Consider the following 15,624-nt stretch of genomic DNA (forward strand, 5'->3'; position numbering starts at 1 on the left):
AGAGGGCGGGGCGGCGGCCGTGGTTCAGGGCGTTCCGGTGCCGTAGCTGTAGTCGGAAACCAGTGCGCCGTCGGTGTCGAGGAGGTGCGCGGTGTCGCCCTTGTCGTTCCAGATGGCGCGTCCGCTGCCGTAGGAGTATCCGCCCCACTCGGCGCGGACTTCGTTGGTGTAGACGCGGATCCGCTGACCGGCCTTGAGGGTGGTGCCGGGCGGGAAGGTGAAGTTCTGGCCGGGGTCGTCGGCGTGGAGCAGCCAGCCGGAGATGTCCGCGTGGGCCGTGCCCTGGTTGACGATCTCGACGTACTCGTCGGCCTGGGTGTACTTGACCTCGCCCTTGTGGCGGACGTTGGTGATGACCACGTCCGGGGCGCCCACGCGGGAGAGTACGGCGACGATGTCGGCGCTGTTGGAGCCGTTCTCGGGGCTGAGGAACTTGTTGACGATCTCTCCGTTCCGCTTGAACCCGGTGATCACGGCGGCGTGCTCCTCGCCGTCGATGGTCACGCTCTCCGGGGAGACCCGCGTGGGCAGATCGACCTCGTCGTCGGGCGTGGGGCCGTCGTTGGGCGTCTCGAAGTGGTGGAACCGGAAGCTGAAGTCGCGGTCCTTGTCGTCCTCTTCGAACCGGATGCGGACCACGAGATCGACGTCGAACTGGTTGATGCCGCCGCCCACGATGGGGAAGTTCTGGTGGGTGAAGGTGCCCAGGGTCAGCTCCGAACCGTCGGCCTTGGCCTCGATCGTGCCGCCGGAGAACGAGTAGCCGCTCTTGCCACCCGCGACCGGGACGCCCCAGGTGATGTTGCCGGTGTTGAGGCCCGACACGTTGGGCGGGGTCGGGGTGACGGCGGTCCAGGTTCCCGACGTCGTGACTGTGCTCATGCTCGGACAACTCCTCGATTCGGTGGACACGCCGCCCGCGATGCCGGGCACGTGAGCTTCGTCGGCAGTCGACGCTGCGGCCGCCCTCGGGACGGCCTTCGCCGACTGACGCCCCCACTCTCCCAAGTTCGTAGGCGAATCCTGTGCAAGGGTGCCCGGAACTCGCGTCACTCGTCCGGGTGATGGGCCCCTTCGCGACCGGGCGGCGCGGCAGCCCCGCCGTCGAAGCCGCCGGCCCAGTGGTGCGCGGAGCGACCGTCCGGCGTCGGGCCTCGCGGTGGACCTCATCGAATCCTCAGCTCCCCTCAGGGATCCTCTGCTGACGTGACGGCTGAACCGAACAGGAGGAGGCCGAACAGTGCGGCGGTCGGTCCGAGGGAAGCGTGAGTGCGGCGGTTTGCGGCGACGCGGGACACACGCCGCGACACAGCTCTGCCCAAGACCGACGGAGTACCCATGAAGCCCCCGACCATCAAGCACGCAAGCCTGATCCTGGCCACGGCCGTACTCGGCGCGACGGCACTCACAGGCTGCGACGACGCAGCAGATGCGGTCCACGCCCAGCCCGCCGCCGCGGCACCGACGGCCCACCCCACCGAGCAGAGCGCCCTGCAAGCCTTCTACCGGCAGAAGCCGACCTGGACCCGCTGCGGCGAGGTGCAGTGCGCCACGCTGACCGTCCCCATGGACTACGCGCGCCCCGAGAACGGCCGGACCTTCACCCTGCCGCTGGCCAAGGTGGCCGCGGCGGACCCCGCCCAGCGCATCGCTTCCCTGGTCTTCAACCCCGGCGGCCCGGGCGCCTCCGGGGCCGGCTACCTGAAGGACGGCGGCGTCTCCTCCTTCAGCGCACGCACCCGAGCCCGCTTCGACATCGTCGGCTTCGACCCGCGCGGCGTGGCCGGCAGCAAGCCTGCCGTCGACTGCGGCTCCTCCGACGCCACCGACCAGGACGAGCCGGCGTCCGGCGACACAGCGACGAGCGTGTACCCGAGGACCGATGCCGATCGCAACGCCGCGCTCGCGGACGCCGTCCGGCAGGTCGCCGCCTGCAAGGCCCACAGCGGGGACATCCTGCCGCACGTCGGAACGCTGGACGCCGCCCGCGACCTGGACGTGCTGCGTGCTGTCCTCGGCGACCAGAAGCTCAGCTACCTGGGCTGGTCCTACGGCACCTACCTCGGCACCGTCTACGGCGAGCTGTTCCCCGAGCGGGTGCGCGCGCTCGTCCTCGACGGAGCGATGGACCCCTCACTCACCTGGTCCGAAGAGGCTCTCCAACAAGGCAAAGCCTTCCAGAAGTCGGTCGACGACTACGCCCAGCAGTGCGCCACCGTCGTGCACGACGCCTGCCCCGCCACCACCCCGGACGGCATCCGCAAGGTGGTCACCGACCTGTCCGCACGGACATCGAAACACCCACTGCGGATCGAGGGCACCACCCAGCGGCTCGACGAGACCATGCTGCTGACTGCCATCACCATGTCGATGTACACGCCCGAAGCCCAGTGGCAGGACCTCTCCGAGGCACTCCGCGCCGCACGCAAAGGCGACGGGACGAAACTCGCGGAACTCGCCAGCCCCGGCATCTCCACCCAGGACAGCAGTCCCGAGAGCGAATCCGACCCGAGCGCCACCGCCGAGCAGGCTCCCGACAACTCCTCCGTCGCCATCACCGCCGTCAACTGCCTCGACCATCCGCACCCCGGCGACCCGCAGCCCTACTGGGACCTGGTGGAGCGCGCGCACAAGGAGGCCGGAGCCATCGGCGCCTCCACCGTGCTCGCCGAACTCACCTGCAAGGACTGGCCTGCCGGACAGCAGCAGCCGCACCGCGTCCACGCCGTAGGACTGCCCCCGGTGCTGGTCGTCGGCACCACCGGCGACCCGGCCACGCTCTACCCGTGGGCGCAGAGCCTCGCCGCCCAACTGCCCGGCGGGATGCTGCTCACCTACAAGGGCCTTGGCCACACCGCCTACGGCCGCAGCAACGCCTGCGTCACCGACGCCGTCGACGCGTACCTCACGGACCTCAGACCGGTCCCGAGCGGGACGACCTGCTGAACCGGCCATCGCCCGTCCGTCTCCCCCGTACCCGTCTCCCGCAGGACTGGAGTCTTCCGCAGGCCCGTGGACGCCCGGCTCGGGGAGGGGGACGGCTCGGGCAGGTCCGTCGCTGCGCTGCGGATCAGGTCGGCAGGGCTTCCTGTCCCGCTGCGGTGAGGATGGCGGCCATCCGTCGGAGCCCGGCCCGGCCGGTCAGCCCGAGGTGGTAGAGGTGCAGCTCGTCCATTCCGGCGTCGCGGTAGGCCGCCACCCGCTCCGCGGTGTCTCCCGCGTCCCAGCTCGCGTCGGCCAGCAGGTACCCGCCCACCCGGGTGCCTGGTCCGGCGGTCGCGCGCAGCCCGCGGAGGGAGGCGGTGCCGGTCGGGCCCGGTTGCCAGCAGGAGGCCACGAGTGCGTCGGCCGGCCCGGTGGTTCCTGCGGCGGCCGCGGCAACCGTGGCGAACGGGCCGGTCGCCCAGGGGTCGGGGGAGGCGTGCAGGACCAGGCGCAGGCCGGGGTCGACGGCCCGCGCCTGCGCGGCGGTGCGTGAGCGCAGCTCCTCGGTCGTGCGGGCCCGGATGCCGGCCAGTGCGGTGGCGACCTGCCGGCCCAGGGCATCCTCGACGCAGTCGGCCGATCCGGTGGGACCGAGCGCGTGCCGTACCGCGGCGGAGAGGTGTCCGGGGTCCAGCGCCGCCTCGCGGTAATTCCGCTCGCAGGCCGTGCAGAAGCACAGCGAGAGCAGCCGCTGTTGGGTGGCGGTCCAGCCGGCCAGATCGGCCTTGTCGTGGTGGCCGCCGTGGACGACGCCGAGCTGCCCGCAGGCCTCCAGGACCAGTCCGTCGGGTTGCCCGGTGCTGACGACCTCGCGCACGAGTGCGGCGCAGTAGTCGGCGACCTCCTCCGCGGCGGGGCAGAGCGCGTAGGGGTAGTGCTCGCCGAAGGCGTTGCGGACCGTCAGGTCGGGGTTGGCCCGGCCGAGGCGGCTGTTGTGGGTGAGGACCGTCCAGGCGTACACCTGCAGGCCGGCCGCGTGCAGGGCGCCTCGGGCCTCGCCGAAGGGGTCCGCGGAGTTCAGCCAGGTCGGCCGGGCCGGGCGCAGCCGCCGTCCGCGCCAGGCCTCTTCGCGGATCGGGACGTAGCAGGCCGCGTACGGTGCCTCGGTCAGTCGGCGGGCCGGGTGCAGGGGGCTGGCGGCCCGGACCGTGTGGTAGGCGGCGGCGACGGCGACTGCATCGAGCCCCAGCGCGCAGGCGCGGCCGGGCGCGGCCGGGTCGTCGAGGAAGTCCCAGGGATAGGCGTACCCCACCGCGCGCGGCGGGCGCAGCGCACGGGTGGGACGGTCGGCGGCCGGTTCCCGGTGGGTCACCAGCGGGGGGACTTGCGGACGTAGGTGGGGTCGACGCGCTGCATGTACCCGGTGTCGTCGCGGTCGCGCAGCCCGCAGGACAGGTACTGCTCGTGCAGCCGTGCGAGGGCGTCCCGGTCGAGCTCGACACCCAGGCCCGGGCCCCGGGGCAACCGGACCGCCCCGTTCTCGAAAGCGAGCGCGCCGGGCTGGACGACCTCCTCGGTCTTCCACGGCCAGTGGGTGTCGCAGGCGTAGGTGAGGTTCGGCGTGGCTGCTCCCAGATGGGTCATCGCGGCGAGGCTGATGCCGAGGTGGGAGTTGGAGTGCATGGACAGGCCCATGCCGAACGTGTCGCAGATGCCGGACAGCAGCTTGGAGCGGTTCAGGCCGCCCCAGTAGTGGTGGTCGGAGAGGACCACCTGGACGGAATCCAGCGCGACCGCCCGGGCGATCTGGTCGAAGGAGACGACGCACATGTTGGTCGCCAGCGGCATCGCCACCTCCCGGGCCACCTGGGCCATCCCGCTGGGACCGGGGGTGGGGTCCTCCAGGTACTCCAGCACCCCGTCGAGCTCCTGCCCGACCCTGATCGATGTCCGCACACTCCACGCGGCATTCGGATCGAGGCGAAGCGGATGGTTGGGGAACGCCTCGTACAGGGCCCGGATCGCCTCGATCTCCTGCTCCGGAGGGAACACGCCGCCCTTGAGCTTGATCGCGGAGAACCCGTAGTCGTCGATCATGCGCCGGGCCTGGGCGACGATCGCCTCGGGGGTCAGTGCCTCGCCCCAGGAGTCCGGCTCCGCGCCGGGGTGGGCCGCCCACTTGTAGAAGAGGTAGGCGCTGAACGGGACGGAGTCGCGCACCGCGCCGCCGAGCAGGTCCGACACCGGCCGCCCCGCCGCCTTGCCCTGGATGTCCAGACAGGCGACCTCGAAGGCGGAGAAGACCCGGTCGACGGTGCCGTCGGAGGTGAACGCCCCGGTGAGGCCGTGCCCGTCCGCGCCGACGTCCCCCTGCAGGACCCGGGCGACGCGGTCGCGCATCACGCCGAGCGCGTGGACGTCCAGCCCCGTGATCGCGTCGGCTGCCGAGCGCAGGCGCAGGAGGTGGGCCGAGTCGGCATAGGTCTCGCCGAGGCCGTGGATGCCCTGGTCGGTGGAGACCTCGACGATCGCGCGCAGCGCGTAGGGCTCGTGCACGCCCACCGCGTTGAGCAGGGCCGGGTCGCGGAAGGCCACCGGAGTGATCGTCACTCCGGTGATCCGGATCGCTTCGCTCATCGGCCCGCCACCTCCGCGCACAGGGCCAGCCCGGCGTCGGTGATCCGCCGAAGCCGTTCCAGGTGCTGCGGCTCGGGGTCCACCAGGGGCGCCCGCACTCCGCCGACGTCCAGGCCGCGCTGGCGGACGGCCGCCTTGACCAGGGAGACGGCGTAGCCCGGGACGAGGTCGCGCAGAGCGACGAGCGGGTGGAAGAACTCGGTCTGGAACCGCTCGACCAGGGCGCTGTCGCCCTTGGTCACCGCCTGGTAGAACGCCATGGAGATCTCCGGGGCGAAGCAGAACACTGCCGAGGAGTACAGCTCGACGCCGATCCCGCGGTACGCCGGCACGGTCGCCTCGGCCGTGGGCAGGCCGTTGAAGAACTGGAAGGCCTTGCCGGTGCCCTCCAGTGCGGAGCGTACTCCGGTCGCCATCCGGGAGAGCAGCTCCAGGTCGCCGTAGCCGTCCTTCAGGCCGACGACCTTCGGCAGCCGGGCGACCTCCACGGCGGAGGTGGCGTCGAAGCGGGCGTTGCCCCGGTGGTAGACGATCAGCGGCAGGTCGGAGGCCGCGGCCACCGCCTCGGTGTACGCCACCAGGCCGGCCGGCGGCGCCTGCACCAGGTAGGGCGGCAGGACGAGGAGACCGTCCGCGCCGGCCGCCTCGGCTGCCGCGGCGAAGCGGCGCGCGAGCGGCAGGGGCCCGCCGGTTCCGGCGTACACGGGCACGCGGCCGCCGGTGACCTCGACTGCGGTGCGGACCACCTGCTCGTACTCCTCGGGGGCCAGGGCGTGGAACTCGCCGGTCCCGCAGGCGGCGAACACACCACCCGCGCCGGCGTCCAGGCCGGCGCGGAGGTGTTCGGCGAAGACCTCCAGGTCGATCGTGTCGGACGGGGTGAACGGGGTCACCGGGAAGAAGAGAACGCCGTCGAGCATCGAGCACTAGCCTCTCGTGGGTGTCACATATGTGGATGGAATCCATGGTTGAAAGTAGGTGTCGAGAATGTAAGACTCATCCTCGTGATTGGTCAAGGGAGGCAAGAGGTGGAGCACCATGACTGAGCGTGTCGTGATGACGGGGGCCGCCGGCGGCATCGGCACCCTCATGCGGCCCAGGCTCGCCCGGCGGGGCCGTACCCTCCGACTCCTCGACATCGCTGCGCTGCCGCACCCCGAGCCCGGCGAGAACGTGGATGCCGTCCAGGCATCCGTCACCGACCTGGGCACCCTGCAGGACGCCTTCGAGGGCGCGGCCGCAGTGATCCACCTCGGCGGACTCAGCACCGAAGCACCGTGGGAGCGGATCCTGGACACCAACATCCACGGCACCTACACCGTCCTCGAGGCAGCCCGGCGCGCCCGCGTCCCCCGCGTGATCCTGGCCAGCAGCACCCACGCCGTCGGTTTCCACCCGCGCGACGGCGTCCAGGCACCCGACCGTCTCTTCCCCCGCCCCGACACCTACTACGGGATGAGCAAGGCGGCCGGCGAAGCGCTCGGGAGCCTCTACCACGACCGCTACGGCCTGGACGTGGTCTGCATCCGCCTCGGCGCCTGCTACGACAAGCCCCTCCTGCCGCGCCAACTCGCGACCTGGCTCTCGCCGGACGACTGTGCCCGTCTGCTGGAGGCGTCCCTCACCGCGCCGGCCCCCGGCTACCGCGTGGTGTGGGGCGTCTCCGCCAACACCCGGCGCTGGTTCTCCCTCGACGGAGCCCGCGCGCTCGGCTACGAGCCGCAGGACGACGCCGAACAGTACGCGGCGGACGTCCTGGCCGGCGCGGGCGGCGCCGACGACGTGCTGGACGACACCTACCTGGGCGGGGCGTTCTGCTCGCCCGAACTCGATGCGGAGGCGAACTCATGACCACAGCCATCCAGGGATTCGACCCGCGGACCGGCCGGCCCACGGGCAACCCCGTCCCGGCCGGCACCCCCCAGGAGGTACACCTCGCAGCCGCCGCGGCCGCCGACGCCTTCCCCGCCTGGTCCGGTCTCCCCGCCCAGGAACGCGCCAGGGCCCTCGACGCCGTTGCCGACGCCCTGGACGCCGCCGGAGACGACCTGGCGACCCTCGCAGACACCGAGACCGCCCTGGGCCGGGCCCGGCTGGCCGGCGAAGCGGCCCGCACCAGTGGCCAACTCCGGCTCTTCGGCCGGGTGCTGCGCGACGGTGCGCACACCCGGGCGATCCTGACCCCCGCCGACCCCGCAACCGGCCGGCCCGACGTGCGCCGGATGCTGCAACCCGTCGGCCCGGTCGCCGTCTTCAGTGCGAGCAACTTCCCGTTGGCCTTCTCGGTGGCCGGTGGTGACACCGCGTCGGCCCTGGCCGCAGGGTGCCCGGTCGTGGTCAAGGCGCACGAAGGCCACCCCGCCACCTCGATCGCCGTCGCCGACGTCGTGTCCACCGCGCTGTCCGGGGCCGGTGCCCCTGCCGGCGTCCTCTCGCTCGTCCACGGGTTCGACGCGGGAGTCGCACTGGTGCGCCACCCGCACATCCGCGCGGTCGGGTTCACCGGATCCCTGCGCGGCGGACGTGCCCTGTTCGACGTCGCGGTCGCCCGCCCCGACCCCATCCCCTTCTACGGCGAACTCGGCAGCGTCAACCCGGTCGTCGTCCTGCCCGGCGCGGCCCGCGAGCGCGCGGCGGACGTCGCCCGCGACTACGCCGCCTCCCTCACCCAGGGGACCGGCCAGTTCTGCACCAAACCGGGACTGCTCCTCGTCCCCGACAACGACGAGTTGCTCGCCGCGATCGCCGCGGCGGTCGGGCAGACCTGCGGTCACCCCCTGCTGACCGAGCGGATCCTCGACTCCTACCTGGCCCGGACCGGCGAACTCGACGCGGAGCAGACGCTCACGACGCTCGCGACGGGCGCCGCGGCCGAGGGGGCCTGGGCGGTGAAGCCCCGGGTGTGGCAGGCATCTCTGGAGGTCCTCGCCGAACGCCCCGACCTGCTCCGCGAGGAGTGCTTCGGCCCGGCCGGCCTGGTCGTCACCTACCGCGACATCGACGCCCTCTGCGACGTCCTCGCGCAGCTGGGCGGCAGCCTCACCGGCTCGGTCCACACCGCCGTCGACGACCACCCGGAGGCCGCCCGTGTCGCCGCGGTGTTCCGCCGCACCGTCGGCCGCCTCGTCCACAACGGTTGGCCGACCGGCGTCGCCGTCTGCTGGGCCATGCACCACGGCGGCCCCTGGCCCGCCTCCACCTACCCCCAGCACACCTCCGTCGGCGCCACCGCCATCGACCGCTGGCTCGCCCCCGTCGCCTACCAGAACTGGCCGGACTCACTCCTGCCCCCCGAGCTGCAGGACGCCAACCCGCTCGGAATCCCCCGCACAACCGCCTGAACACCCGCCACCGGGGCGACCAGGCGCACACGGTGCAGTCCGCAGGTCCCCACCCGGTCACCGGTACGGCACGGCCCTCGACAGGTACGGCCACCGTCGAACCCGACTCCTGCCCGCACCCCCGCGGCCGCACTGCGCGGGGATCCGCAAGGAACACCGACCGAACCGCGCGCCGCGCCGGAGACACAGCGGCGTCCCGCGCAGACTCCCGCGATCAAGCAGGTGGAAGCATGGTCACATCCGCCCCGGGCCGTGGGGCCCTCCAGGTACCGCGGCCCGCGATCTACCTCCGCTCCTACCCGGCGGACACGTTCCAGATGGAGTGTCACCGCAGGGCGCTGGAGGAGCTGGCGTGGGAAGCGGGACTCCCCGAGCCCGTGACCTATCTGGACAACGGCAGGCGCCCGGCGGACGGCCTGCCCGCGCGGGACTCCCTGCTGCAGGTCGCCCGCGCCGGCTTGGTGGCCACCGTGCTGGTGACCGGGCTGTTCGTCTTCAGCATGGACGATGCCGACGCCCGGGCGGTGGCGGAGGAACTGCTGCGCTGCGGCTGCCGGATCGTCCAGCTGCCCGCCCGTACGACCCGCACGACCCGTACGACCCGCGCGGCCCCGGACCACCGGACCGAGCCGGCCGCGGAGCGCGCTCTCCCGGTACCCGTCTGACCCTCGGTCCGTACCCGGCTCGGGGCAGCGACGCCACGACCGATCGTTCTCCTCCCGTCAGGCGGACGAGGTGCGAGCCGGCATCCGGTGCCGAAGGGGAGGGCGGCCGATCGATCGATCGATCAGCATCACGATCACGCCAAGCCGACACACGGCGGCGCCGGAAGGAGAGCGCAGCGAATGACGGTGCACACTTTTGCGGCAGGCGGCCCTTCGAGGCGGGTGGTACCGGCCTTCACCGGTCGCGAGCGCGAGTTGGGAGCGCTGCTCGGCGCCCTGCGGTCGCGGCCGTCGGTGGTCCTCGTCGAGGGTGAGGCAGGCATCGGCAAGTCGCGGCTGGTGGTCGAGGCGACCGCCGTCTTGGAGGGCGAGGGAGTTCGCACCGCCGTGGGCGAGTGCCGTCCCCTGCGCGAACCGCTGGCCTTCGGCCCGGTGGTGGAGGCGCTTCGCCGGTGCGGCCCGTGGCTCGTCGGGGACGCGCCGCTCGACGCATCCGTCGGGGTGCTGGCCGTGCTCCTCCCGGAGCTCACCGACAGTCTCCCGGCCGTTCCCCCGTGGCCGACCGGGAAGGGCCTCCCCAGGGACCTGGTGGCCTGCGGGGTGCGGGCGGTCCTGGCTGCTGTCGCTCCGGTCGTCCTGGTGGTCGAGGACGTGCACTGGGCCGACGAGGCCACCCGGGAACTGCTCCTGCTCCTGGGCCGGGACCTCCCCGCGGACTGCGCGCTGGTGCTGACCTACCGGTCTCGGGACGTCCCCGGGAACGGCCCGATTCTCGGAACGGCGTTCCGTCGTCCGGTGGGTACCGGGGGTACGGAGATCGCCCTCGACCGCTTGCCGGCAGACGACTTGAGGGCGATGGCCCGTTCCGTCCTGGCAGACGGCGCGACCCCCGCACTGCTGCACACCTTGGTCAGGAGGAGCGAGGGCCTTCCCCTCGTCGTCGAGGAGGACCTCATCACCCTCGCCGGTCAGGTCGGCACCGGTCGTCTGGGGGTGCCGCGCAGCCTGAGGGAGGTGTTCGCCGAGCGGACCGGGCGGCTCTCACCCGAGGCGGTGTCCCTGGTGGATGTCGTGTCCGTCCTCGCGGTGCCGGCCGGCGAGCAGGTGCTGGCCGACTGCGCCGGGCTTTCCCGGAAGACCGCGAGGGCCGCTCTCCTGGAGGCGCTGGAGGCATCAGTGCTGCGGGAGTTCGGCCCGGACACCTACGGCTTTGCGCACGCTCTGGGCCGACAGGCGCACTACGACAACCTCCTCGGGCCCACCCGCCATCAGCTGCACCGCAGCGTCCTGGGAGTTCTGGAGGCCCTCGCCGAACCGCCTCTGGTCCAGATCGCCCACCACACCCGTGTCGTGGGCGACACCGCCGCCTGGCTGAACCGCGCCATGGCAGCGGTCGACCAGGCGGTGGCGCTGGGGGACCGGGGCACGGCGGCCTCGCTGCTGCACCACGTCCTCGACGAGCCCCGCCTGCCGCCCGCGGTTCACGCGCGCGCCGCTCTCGCACTGGCCCGGACGGCCTGGGACGCCGTCGAGTACACCCGGACGATCACGACGCTGCGCCGAATCGTCGCAGCCCCCGGTCTCCCGATCGCGGCGCGGGGGGAGATTCGGCTCGATCTCGGGCTGATGCTGCTCAACCAGGCTGCCGACGCCTCGGGCGACGCCGAGATCGAGCGGGCCACAGAAGAGCTGGAAGGCTGCAGACCCGAGCAGGCCGCGCGCGCGATGTCCCTGCTCGCGATGTCGGAGACCAGCCGGTTCTCCGCCGCCGAGCAGCGTGCCTGGCTGGACCGAGCGGCGGCCGCGATCGCGGGCAGTGCCGATCGCACGATCCACGCCTCGGTGGCGGCCAACCGCATGACCGTCCTGGCCGCACAGGGGCGGCCCGAGGCGATGGACCTGCTGGCCGCCCTTCCGCGCGCCGACGACGAACCCGAGGTCGTCCGGCACACGGCCCGCGCCCTGGCGAACGCCGCCGAGATCGGCATCTGCCTGGGGCAGGACGCCCGCGCCGCCGAGCAGGTCGAGGAGTCCCTCGCCCTCGCCCGGCGGCACCACGCGCACATGCTGATCGTCCACTGCCACTCCTACCGACTGGTGCTGTCGTGGCTGGCAGGGCAATGGGCTGACTGGGACCGGCGCTTCGAAGAGTTCCGGGCGGAGTACGTTGACGAACCGCTTGCCGTGGACGACCTGCTCGCCACGGTCGAGGGCATCACGGCAGCCGCCCGCGGCCGGGTGTCGAGAGCGGTTGAGCGGTTCGGTCGCGTCCTGGCCCGCGACAGCGCCCGAACGAACGTCAACGCGCTCGGTGCCGCAGCCGGCCTGGCCCGGGTCCACCTGGTCCGCGGCGACGTGGAGGCAGCCTGGCGAACGGTCGGCGACTACCTTCCGCTGCTGCCGCACAAGGAGGAATGGGTCTACGCCATGGACCTGGTGCCGGTGGCGGTGGAGACGGCCCTGCGCCGGGACGAGGCCGGCGCCGCCGTGGCGCTGGCCGACAACCACCGGCTCGGCATCGCAGGCCTGGACGCACCGGGCGCAGTTGCGGAGCAGTACCTCTGCCGCGGCCTCCTCGCCCGCGACGACCCGGAGGAGGCAGCCGGGTACTACGAACGGGCACGACTGCAGTTCTCCGGCATCGGGCGCCCGTACCACGCCGCCCTGGCCGACGAACGGGCCGCCCGCGCCCTGGCCGGTGTCCGTCCGGCCGAGGCCGTTCGGCGGCTCACCGAGTCCGCGGCCGTCCACGACCGGCTCGAAGCCACGACCGATGCCGCCCGCTGCCGCCATCTGCTGGCCTCGCTCGGCCAGAGCGGGCCGCCGCCCCGCGGCCGGGCCGGTTACGGGGACGAGCTCTCCCCCCGCGAGCGGCAGGTGGCCGAACTCCTCGGCAGCGGTGCCACCAACAAGGACATCGCTGCCGCGCTCTTCCTGTCTCCCCGAACCATCGAGGCACACGTCTCCAAGGTGCTGCGCAAGCTCGGCGCCACCCGCGAAGGCCTCCACCGGGGCTCGGTGCAAGGGCCCTTCCGCGTGTGGTGATACTTCGTCAGCCCGCTGCGTCCGCCTCACCTGCCGCCAATGCCGACGGACTCGCCGGTCGTCGCGGCGACCCTCGTGGGGTACCGGTGCGAAGGCTTCCTTCGGGAAGCCTTCGCTGTTCTCGGGCTTGGCGTCCGTGGTCCGGACGGCGCGGGCTCCGACATCCCTGCGTGTGCCGCGCGCCACCCGCGGCACATCGAACAGTTTCTGACATCCGGGTCTCCCCTCCGGTGGTGAATGGGCCTGCAGGGCGGCCGACCCCGGCACCGACCCCATTAGTTCACAGCTCGGCGGGCCCGAACGAGGCTCGCTCCGCCACGGTTGCGCAACGGTGGGATGAATCAGCACGTGAATGCTGCGTATTGCCCAGGTACCTCGGGGCGCTGCTCTGACCTGCGATGATTCGGGCAGTCAGGCTTCAGCGGGATCACGGGCGGAGCGGCTCCGTCATCTTCGTGCAAGCTCTTGACACGCCCCCGAAACACGAGTGTCATTCAGCTACTCGCCAGGATTTGTTTGCTTCTGGTTGATTGCGGTGCAGTCGTGCGGGTGGCCGCCGCCGGGACAGCCCGCAGGGCCACGCGAAGCAGGGCGGGAATCCGGTGGGCGGGGCACCCGACGTTCGTTGGGGCCGACTCAACGCCCACCCGGGAGATCGGCACCCTCAAGGCCGGCCCGGCCCGGTTCTACGACAGGTCAGAACCGCACCGGAGACAGCGAGTTCTTCTTCGCCGACGAGGACCTCACCACCCCGTTCGGCGCCGATCGATTCGCCTCTTCGTACGACATTCACCACAGACCCCCACGGCTCGTCGAAAGCAGGTCCCGTCATGACTCCCTCACCCACGCGCAGACAGGTTCTGGGCGGCCTCGCCGCAGGGGCGGTCGCCGCGATCGCCGGTACGACCGTCGCGCGCGCCGCTGCCGGTGCCGTCACCTACACGGCGCCCGGACCGCGCCAGCGGATCGATCTCAACCCGGGGTGGCGCTTCGTGAAGAGCGACGTCAGCGGGGCCCAGGCGACGGGCTTCGACGACTCCGGCTGGCAGACGGTCAGCACCCCGCACACCTGGAACGCAGTCGACGGCGCCGACGGCGGCAACAACTACTACCGGGGCGTGGGCTGGTACCGCCGCCACGTCACCGTGCCGCAGAACCTGGCCGGCAAGATGCTCTACCTGCAGTTCGCCGGCGCCAACCAGGTCGCCGACGTCTGGGTCAACGGCACCCACGTCGGTCAGCACACGGGGGGCTACGCCCGCTTCCGTTTCGGCGTCACCGACGTCCTCGTCCCGGGCAAGGACAACGTCATCGCCGTCAAGGTCACCAACGCGGCCGACCCCGACATCGCCCCGCTGAGCGCGGACTACAGCTTCGACGGCGGCATCTACCGCAACGTCAGCCTGTGGGCGGTCGACAAGCTCCAGATCCAGATGCTCGACTACTCCGGTCCCGGCGTCTACCTGCGGCAGAACACGGTGTCCGCCTCCTCGGCGACGGTCACCGTGACAACGAAGCTCTACAACAACAACACCACCAGCCGCACGGTAGCCGTGCGCAGCATCATCACCGACGCTGGCGGAACCGTCGTCGCCGACGTCACGAGCCCCGCCGCCGCTGTCGCCGCGAACGCCGGCTACCGCACCGACCAGACCATCACCCTCTCCACGCCGCGTCTGTGGAACGGCCTGGCCGATCCGTACCTCTACACCGCGAACGTCGAGATCCACGACGTCACCGGGGGCGCCGACACCGTCACCGACGTGGTCGGCCAGCCGCTGGGCCTGCGCACCTTCGCCGTCGACCCCGCCGCCGGATTCTCCCTGAACGGCACCCCGCTGAGCCTGCACGGCGTCAACCTGCACCAGGACAGGGCGGGCGTGGGCTGGGCCATCACCGACGGCGACCACACCCAGGACTTCGATCTGATCCAGGAGATCGGGGCCACGGCCATCCGGATGGCGCACTACCAGCACGACCAGAAGGACTACGACCTCGCCGACCAGCGGGGCCTGGTCGTGTGGGCGGAGGTCCCGCTCGTCAACGCCGTCACCAACTCGGCCGCCTTCACCGCGGGCGCCGAACTCCAGCTGCGGGAGCTGATCCGGCAGAACTACAACCATCCCTCCATCGCCTTCTGGAGCATCGGCAACGAACAGAGACACGACGACACCGCCACCAACACGCTGCTCGGCGCCCTCGCGCAGATCGCTGCCGCCGAGGACCCGGACCGGCTGTCCACCTACGCCTCCAACAGCTCGGACAACGCCGGGGTTGGGCTGCACAGCCAGCTGTGCGGATTCAACAAGTACTTCGGCTGGTACGGCGGCTCCAAGGACGGCGACCTCGGCGCCTGGGCGGACGCTCTGCACTCCGCCTCCCCGAACCGCAGGCTCGCCCTGTCGGAGTACGGCGCGGGCGCCAACACCACCCAGCACGCCCTCAACCCCGCCGCCCCGTCCTCGGGCGGGAGTTGGCACCCGGAGGAGTACCAGTCCCTGTTCCACGAGGCGGCCTGGAAGCAGATCAAGGACCGGCCCTACCTGTGGGGCACCTTCGTGTGGAACATGTTCGACTTCGCCTCGGACGGACGCAACGAGGGCAGTCAGCCCGGCATCAACGACAAGGGCCTGGTCACCCGTGACCGTGCCGTCCGCAAGGACGCCTTCTACTGGTACAAGGCGAACTGGGCCACCACCCCCACCCTCTACATCACCAGCCGGCGCTGGACCCAACGCACCGACGCAGCAACCGAACTCAAGGTGTACTCCAACGCCGACCAGGTCACCGCCACGGTCAACGGAACCTCGCTGGGCACCCTCGCGAGCTCCGACCGGATCTTCACGTGGACCGGCGTCACGCTGCAGCCGGGGGCGAACCACGTGGTGGTGACGGCCACCATCGCCGGCGCCACCCAGACGGACACCGTGACCTGGAACCTCGGCTGAGCGGAGCGGCGGGGCCCCCCCCCCCCCGGGGGCGGGCGCGCCCCCGCCCGGGCCCCCCAGCCC

The 15,624-nt window shown here is 72.0% G+C and carries 10 protein-coding genes; 6 read left to right on the plus strand and 4 right to left on the minus strand.

Features of this window, described 5'->3' with window-relative positions:
- Window positions 1-24: 24 nt before the first annotated feature.
- Window positions 25-882, minus strand: coding sequence for a choice-of-anchor K domain-containing protein (locus ACFW1A_RS03475; RefSeq protein ID WP_380403376.1), 858 nt, complete (start codon window positions 880-882; stop codon window positions 25-27).
- Between the two features lie 456 nt (window positions 883-1,338).
- On the opposite strand from ACFW1A_RS03475, the gene ACFW1A_RS03480 reads away from it, so the two are divergent.
- Window positions 1,339-2,946 carry an alpha/beta hydrolase gene (locus tag ACFW1A_RS03480; RefSeq protein WP_380403379.1) on the plus strand — a complete coding sequence of 536 codons (1,608 nt, stop codon included), beginning with the start codon at window positions 1,339-1,341 and terminating at the stop codon, window positions 2,944-2,946.
- A 124-nt stretch (window positions 2,947-3,070) separates the two neighbouring features.
- Here ACFW1A_RS03480 and ACFW1A_RS03485 read toward each other — a convergent pair whose 3' ends face one another.
- The 3 genes from ACFW1A_RS03485 to ACFW1A_RS03495 are packed head-to-tail and all read right to left on the minus strand — an operon-like array spanning window position 3,071 to window position 6,482.
- Window positions 3,071-4,297, minus strand: coding sequence for a hypothetical protein (locus tag ACFW1A_RS03485; RefSeq protein ID WP_380403381.1), 1,227 nt, complete (start codon window positions 4,295-4,297; stop codon window positions 3,071-3,073).
- Entirely contained in the window at window positions 4,294-5,562 is a 1,269-nt protein-coding gene (locus ACFW1A_RS03490; protein WP_380403384.1) for a glucarate dehydratase family protein, read from the minus strand. Before ACFW1A_RS03490 ends, ACFW1A_RS03485 begins: the two co-directional genes overlap by 4 nt.
- Window positions 5,559-6,482, minus strand: coding sequence for a 5-dehydro-4-deoxyglucarate dehydratase (locus tag ACFW1A_RS03495; RefSeq protein WP_380403387.1), 924 nt, complete (start codon window positions 6,480-6,482; stop codon window positions 5,559-5,561). The genes ACFW1A_RS03490 and ACFW1A_RS03495 overlap by 4 nt, the downstream gene beginning before the upstream one ends.
- A 118-nt stretch (window positions 6,483-6,600) precedes the next feature.
- Here ACFW1A_RS03495 and ACFW1A_RS03500 point away from each other — a divergent pair, with 118 nt between their 5' ends.
- The 5 genes from ACFW1A_RS03500 (at window position 6,601) to ACFW1A_RS03520 (ending at window position 15,561) form a co-directional block, all read left to right on the plus strand.
- Window positions 6,601-7,413: an NAD-dependent epimerase/dehydratase family protein gene (locus tag ACFW1A_RS03500; RefSeq protein WP_380403390.1), complete on the plus strand. Its 813-nt coding sequence runs from the start codon at window positions 6,601-6,603 to the stop codon at window positions 7,411-7,413.
- The gene (locus ACFW1A_RS03505; RefSeq protein ID WP_380403393.1) at window positions 7,410-8,903 is read left to right on the plus strand and encodes an aldehyde dehydrogenase (NADP(+)); all 1,494 of its coding nucleotides are present in this window, start codon (window positions 7,410-7,412) and stop codon (window positions 8,901-8,903) included. The genes ACFW1A_RS03500 and ACFW1A_RS03505 overlap by 4 nt, the downstream gene beginning before the upstream one ends.
- A 230-nt stretch (window positions 8,904-9,133) precedes the next feature.
- Entirely contained in the window at window positions 9,134-9,568 is a 435-nt protein-coding gene (locus tag ACFW1A_RS03510; RefSeq protein ID WP_380403396.1) for a hypothetical protein, read from the plus strand.
- A gap of 87 nt (window positions 9,569-9,655) precedes the next feature.
- The gene (locus tag ACFW1A_RS03515) at window positions 9,656-12,613 is read left to right on the plus strand and encodes an AAA family ATPase (RefSeq protein ID WP_380403399.1); all 2,958 of its coding nucleotides are present in this window, start codon (window positions 9,656-9,658) and stop codon (window positions 12,611-12,613) included.
- Between the two features lie 830 nt (window positions 12,614-13,443).
- Window positions 13,444-15,561 (plus strand): glycoside hydrolase family 2 TIM barrel-domain containing protein, encoded by a 2,118-nt coding sequence (locus ACFW1A_RS03520; RefSeq protein WP_380403402.1) that lies wholly within the window; start codon window positions 13,444-13,446, stop codon window positions 15,559-15,561.
- Window positions 15,562-15,624 lie beyond the last annotated feature (63 nt).

This window comes from Kitasatospora sp. NPDC058965 (assembly GCF_042741245.1).
Lineage (GTDB): Bacteria > Actinomycetota > Actinomycetes > Streptomycetales > Streptomycetaceae > Kitasatospora.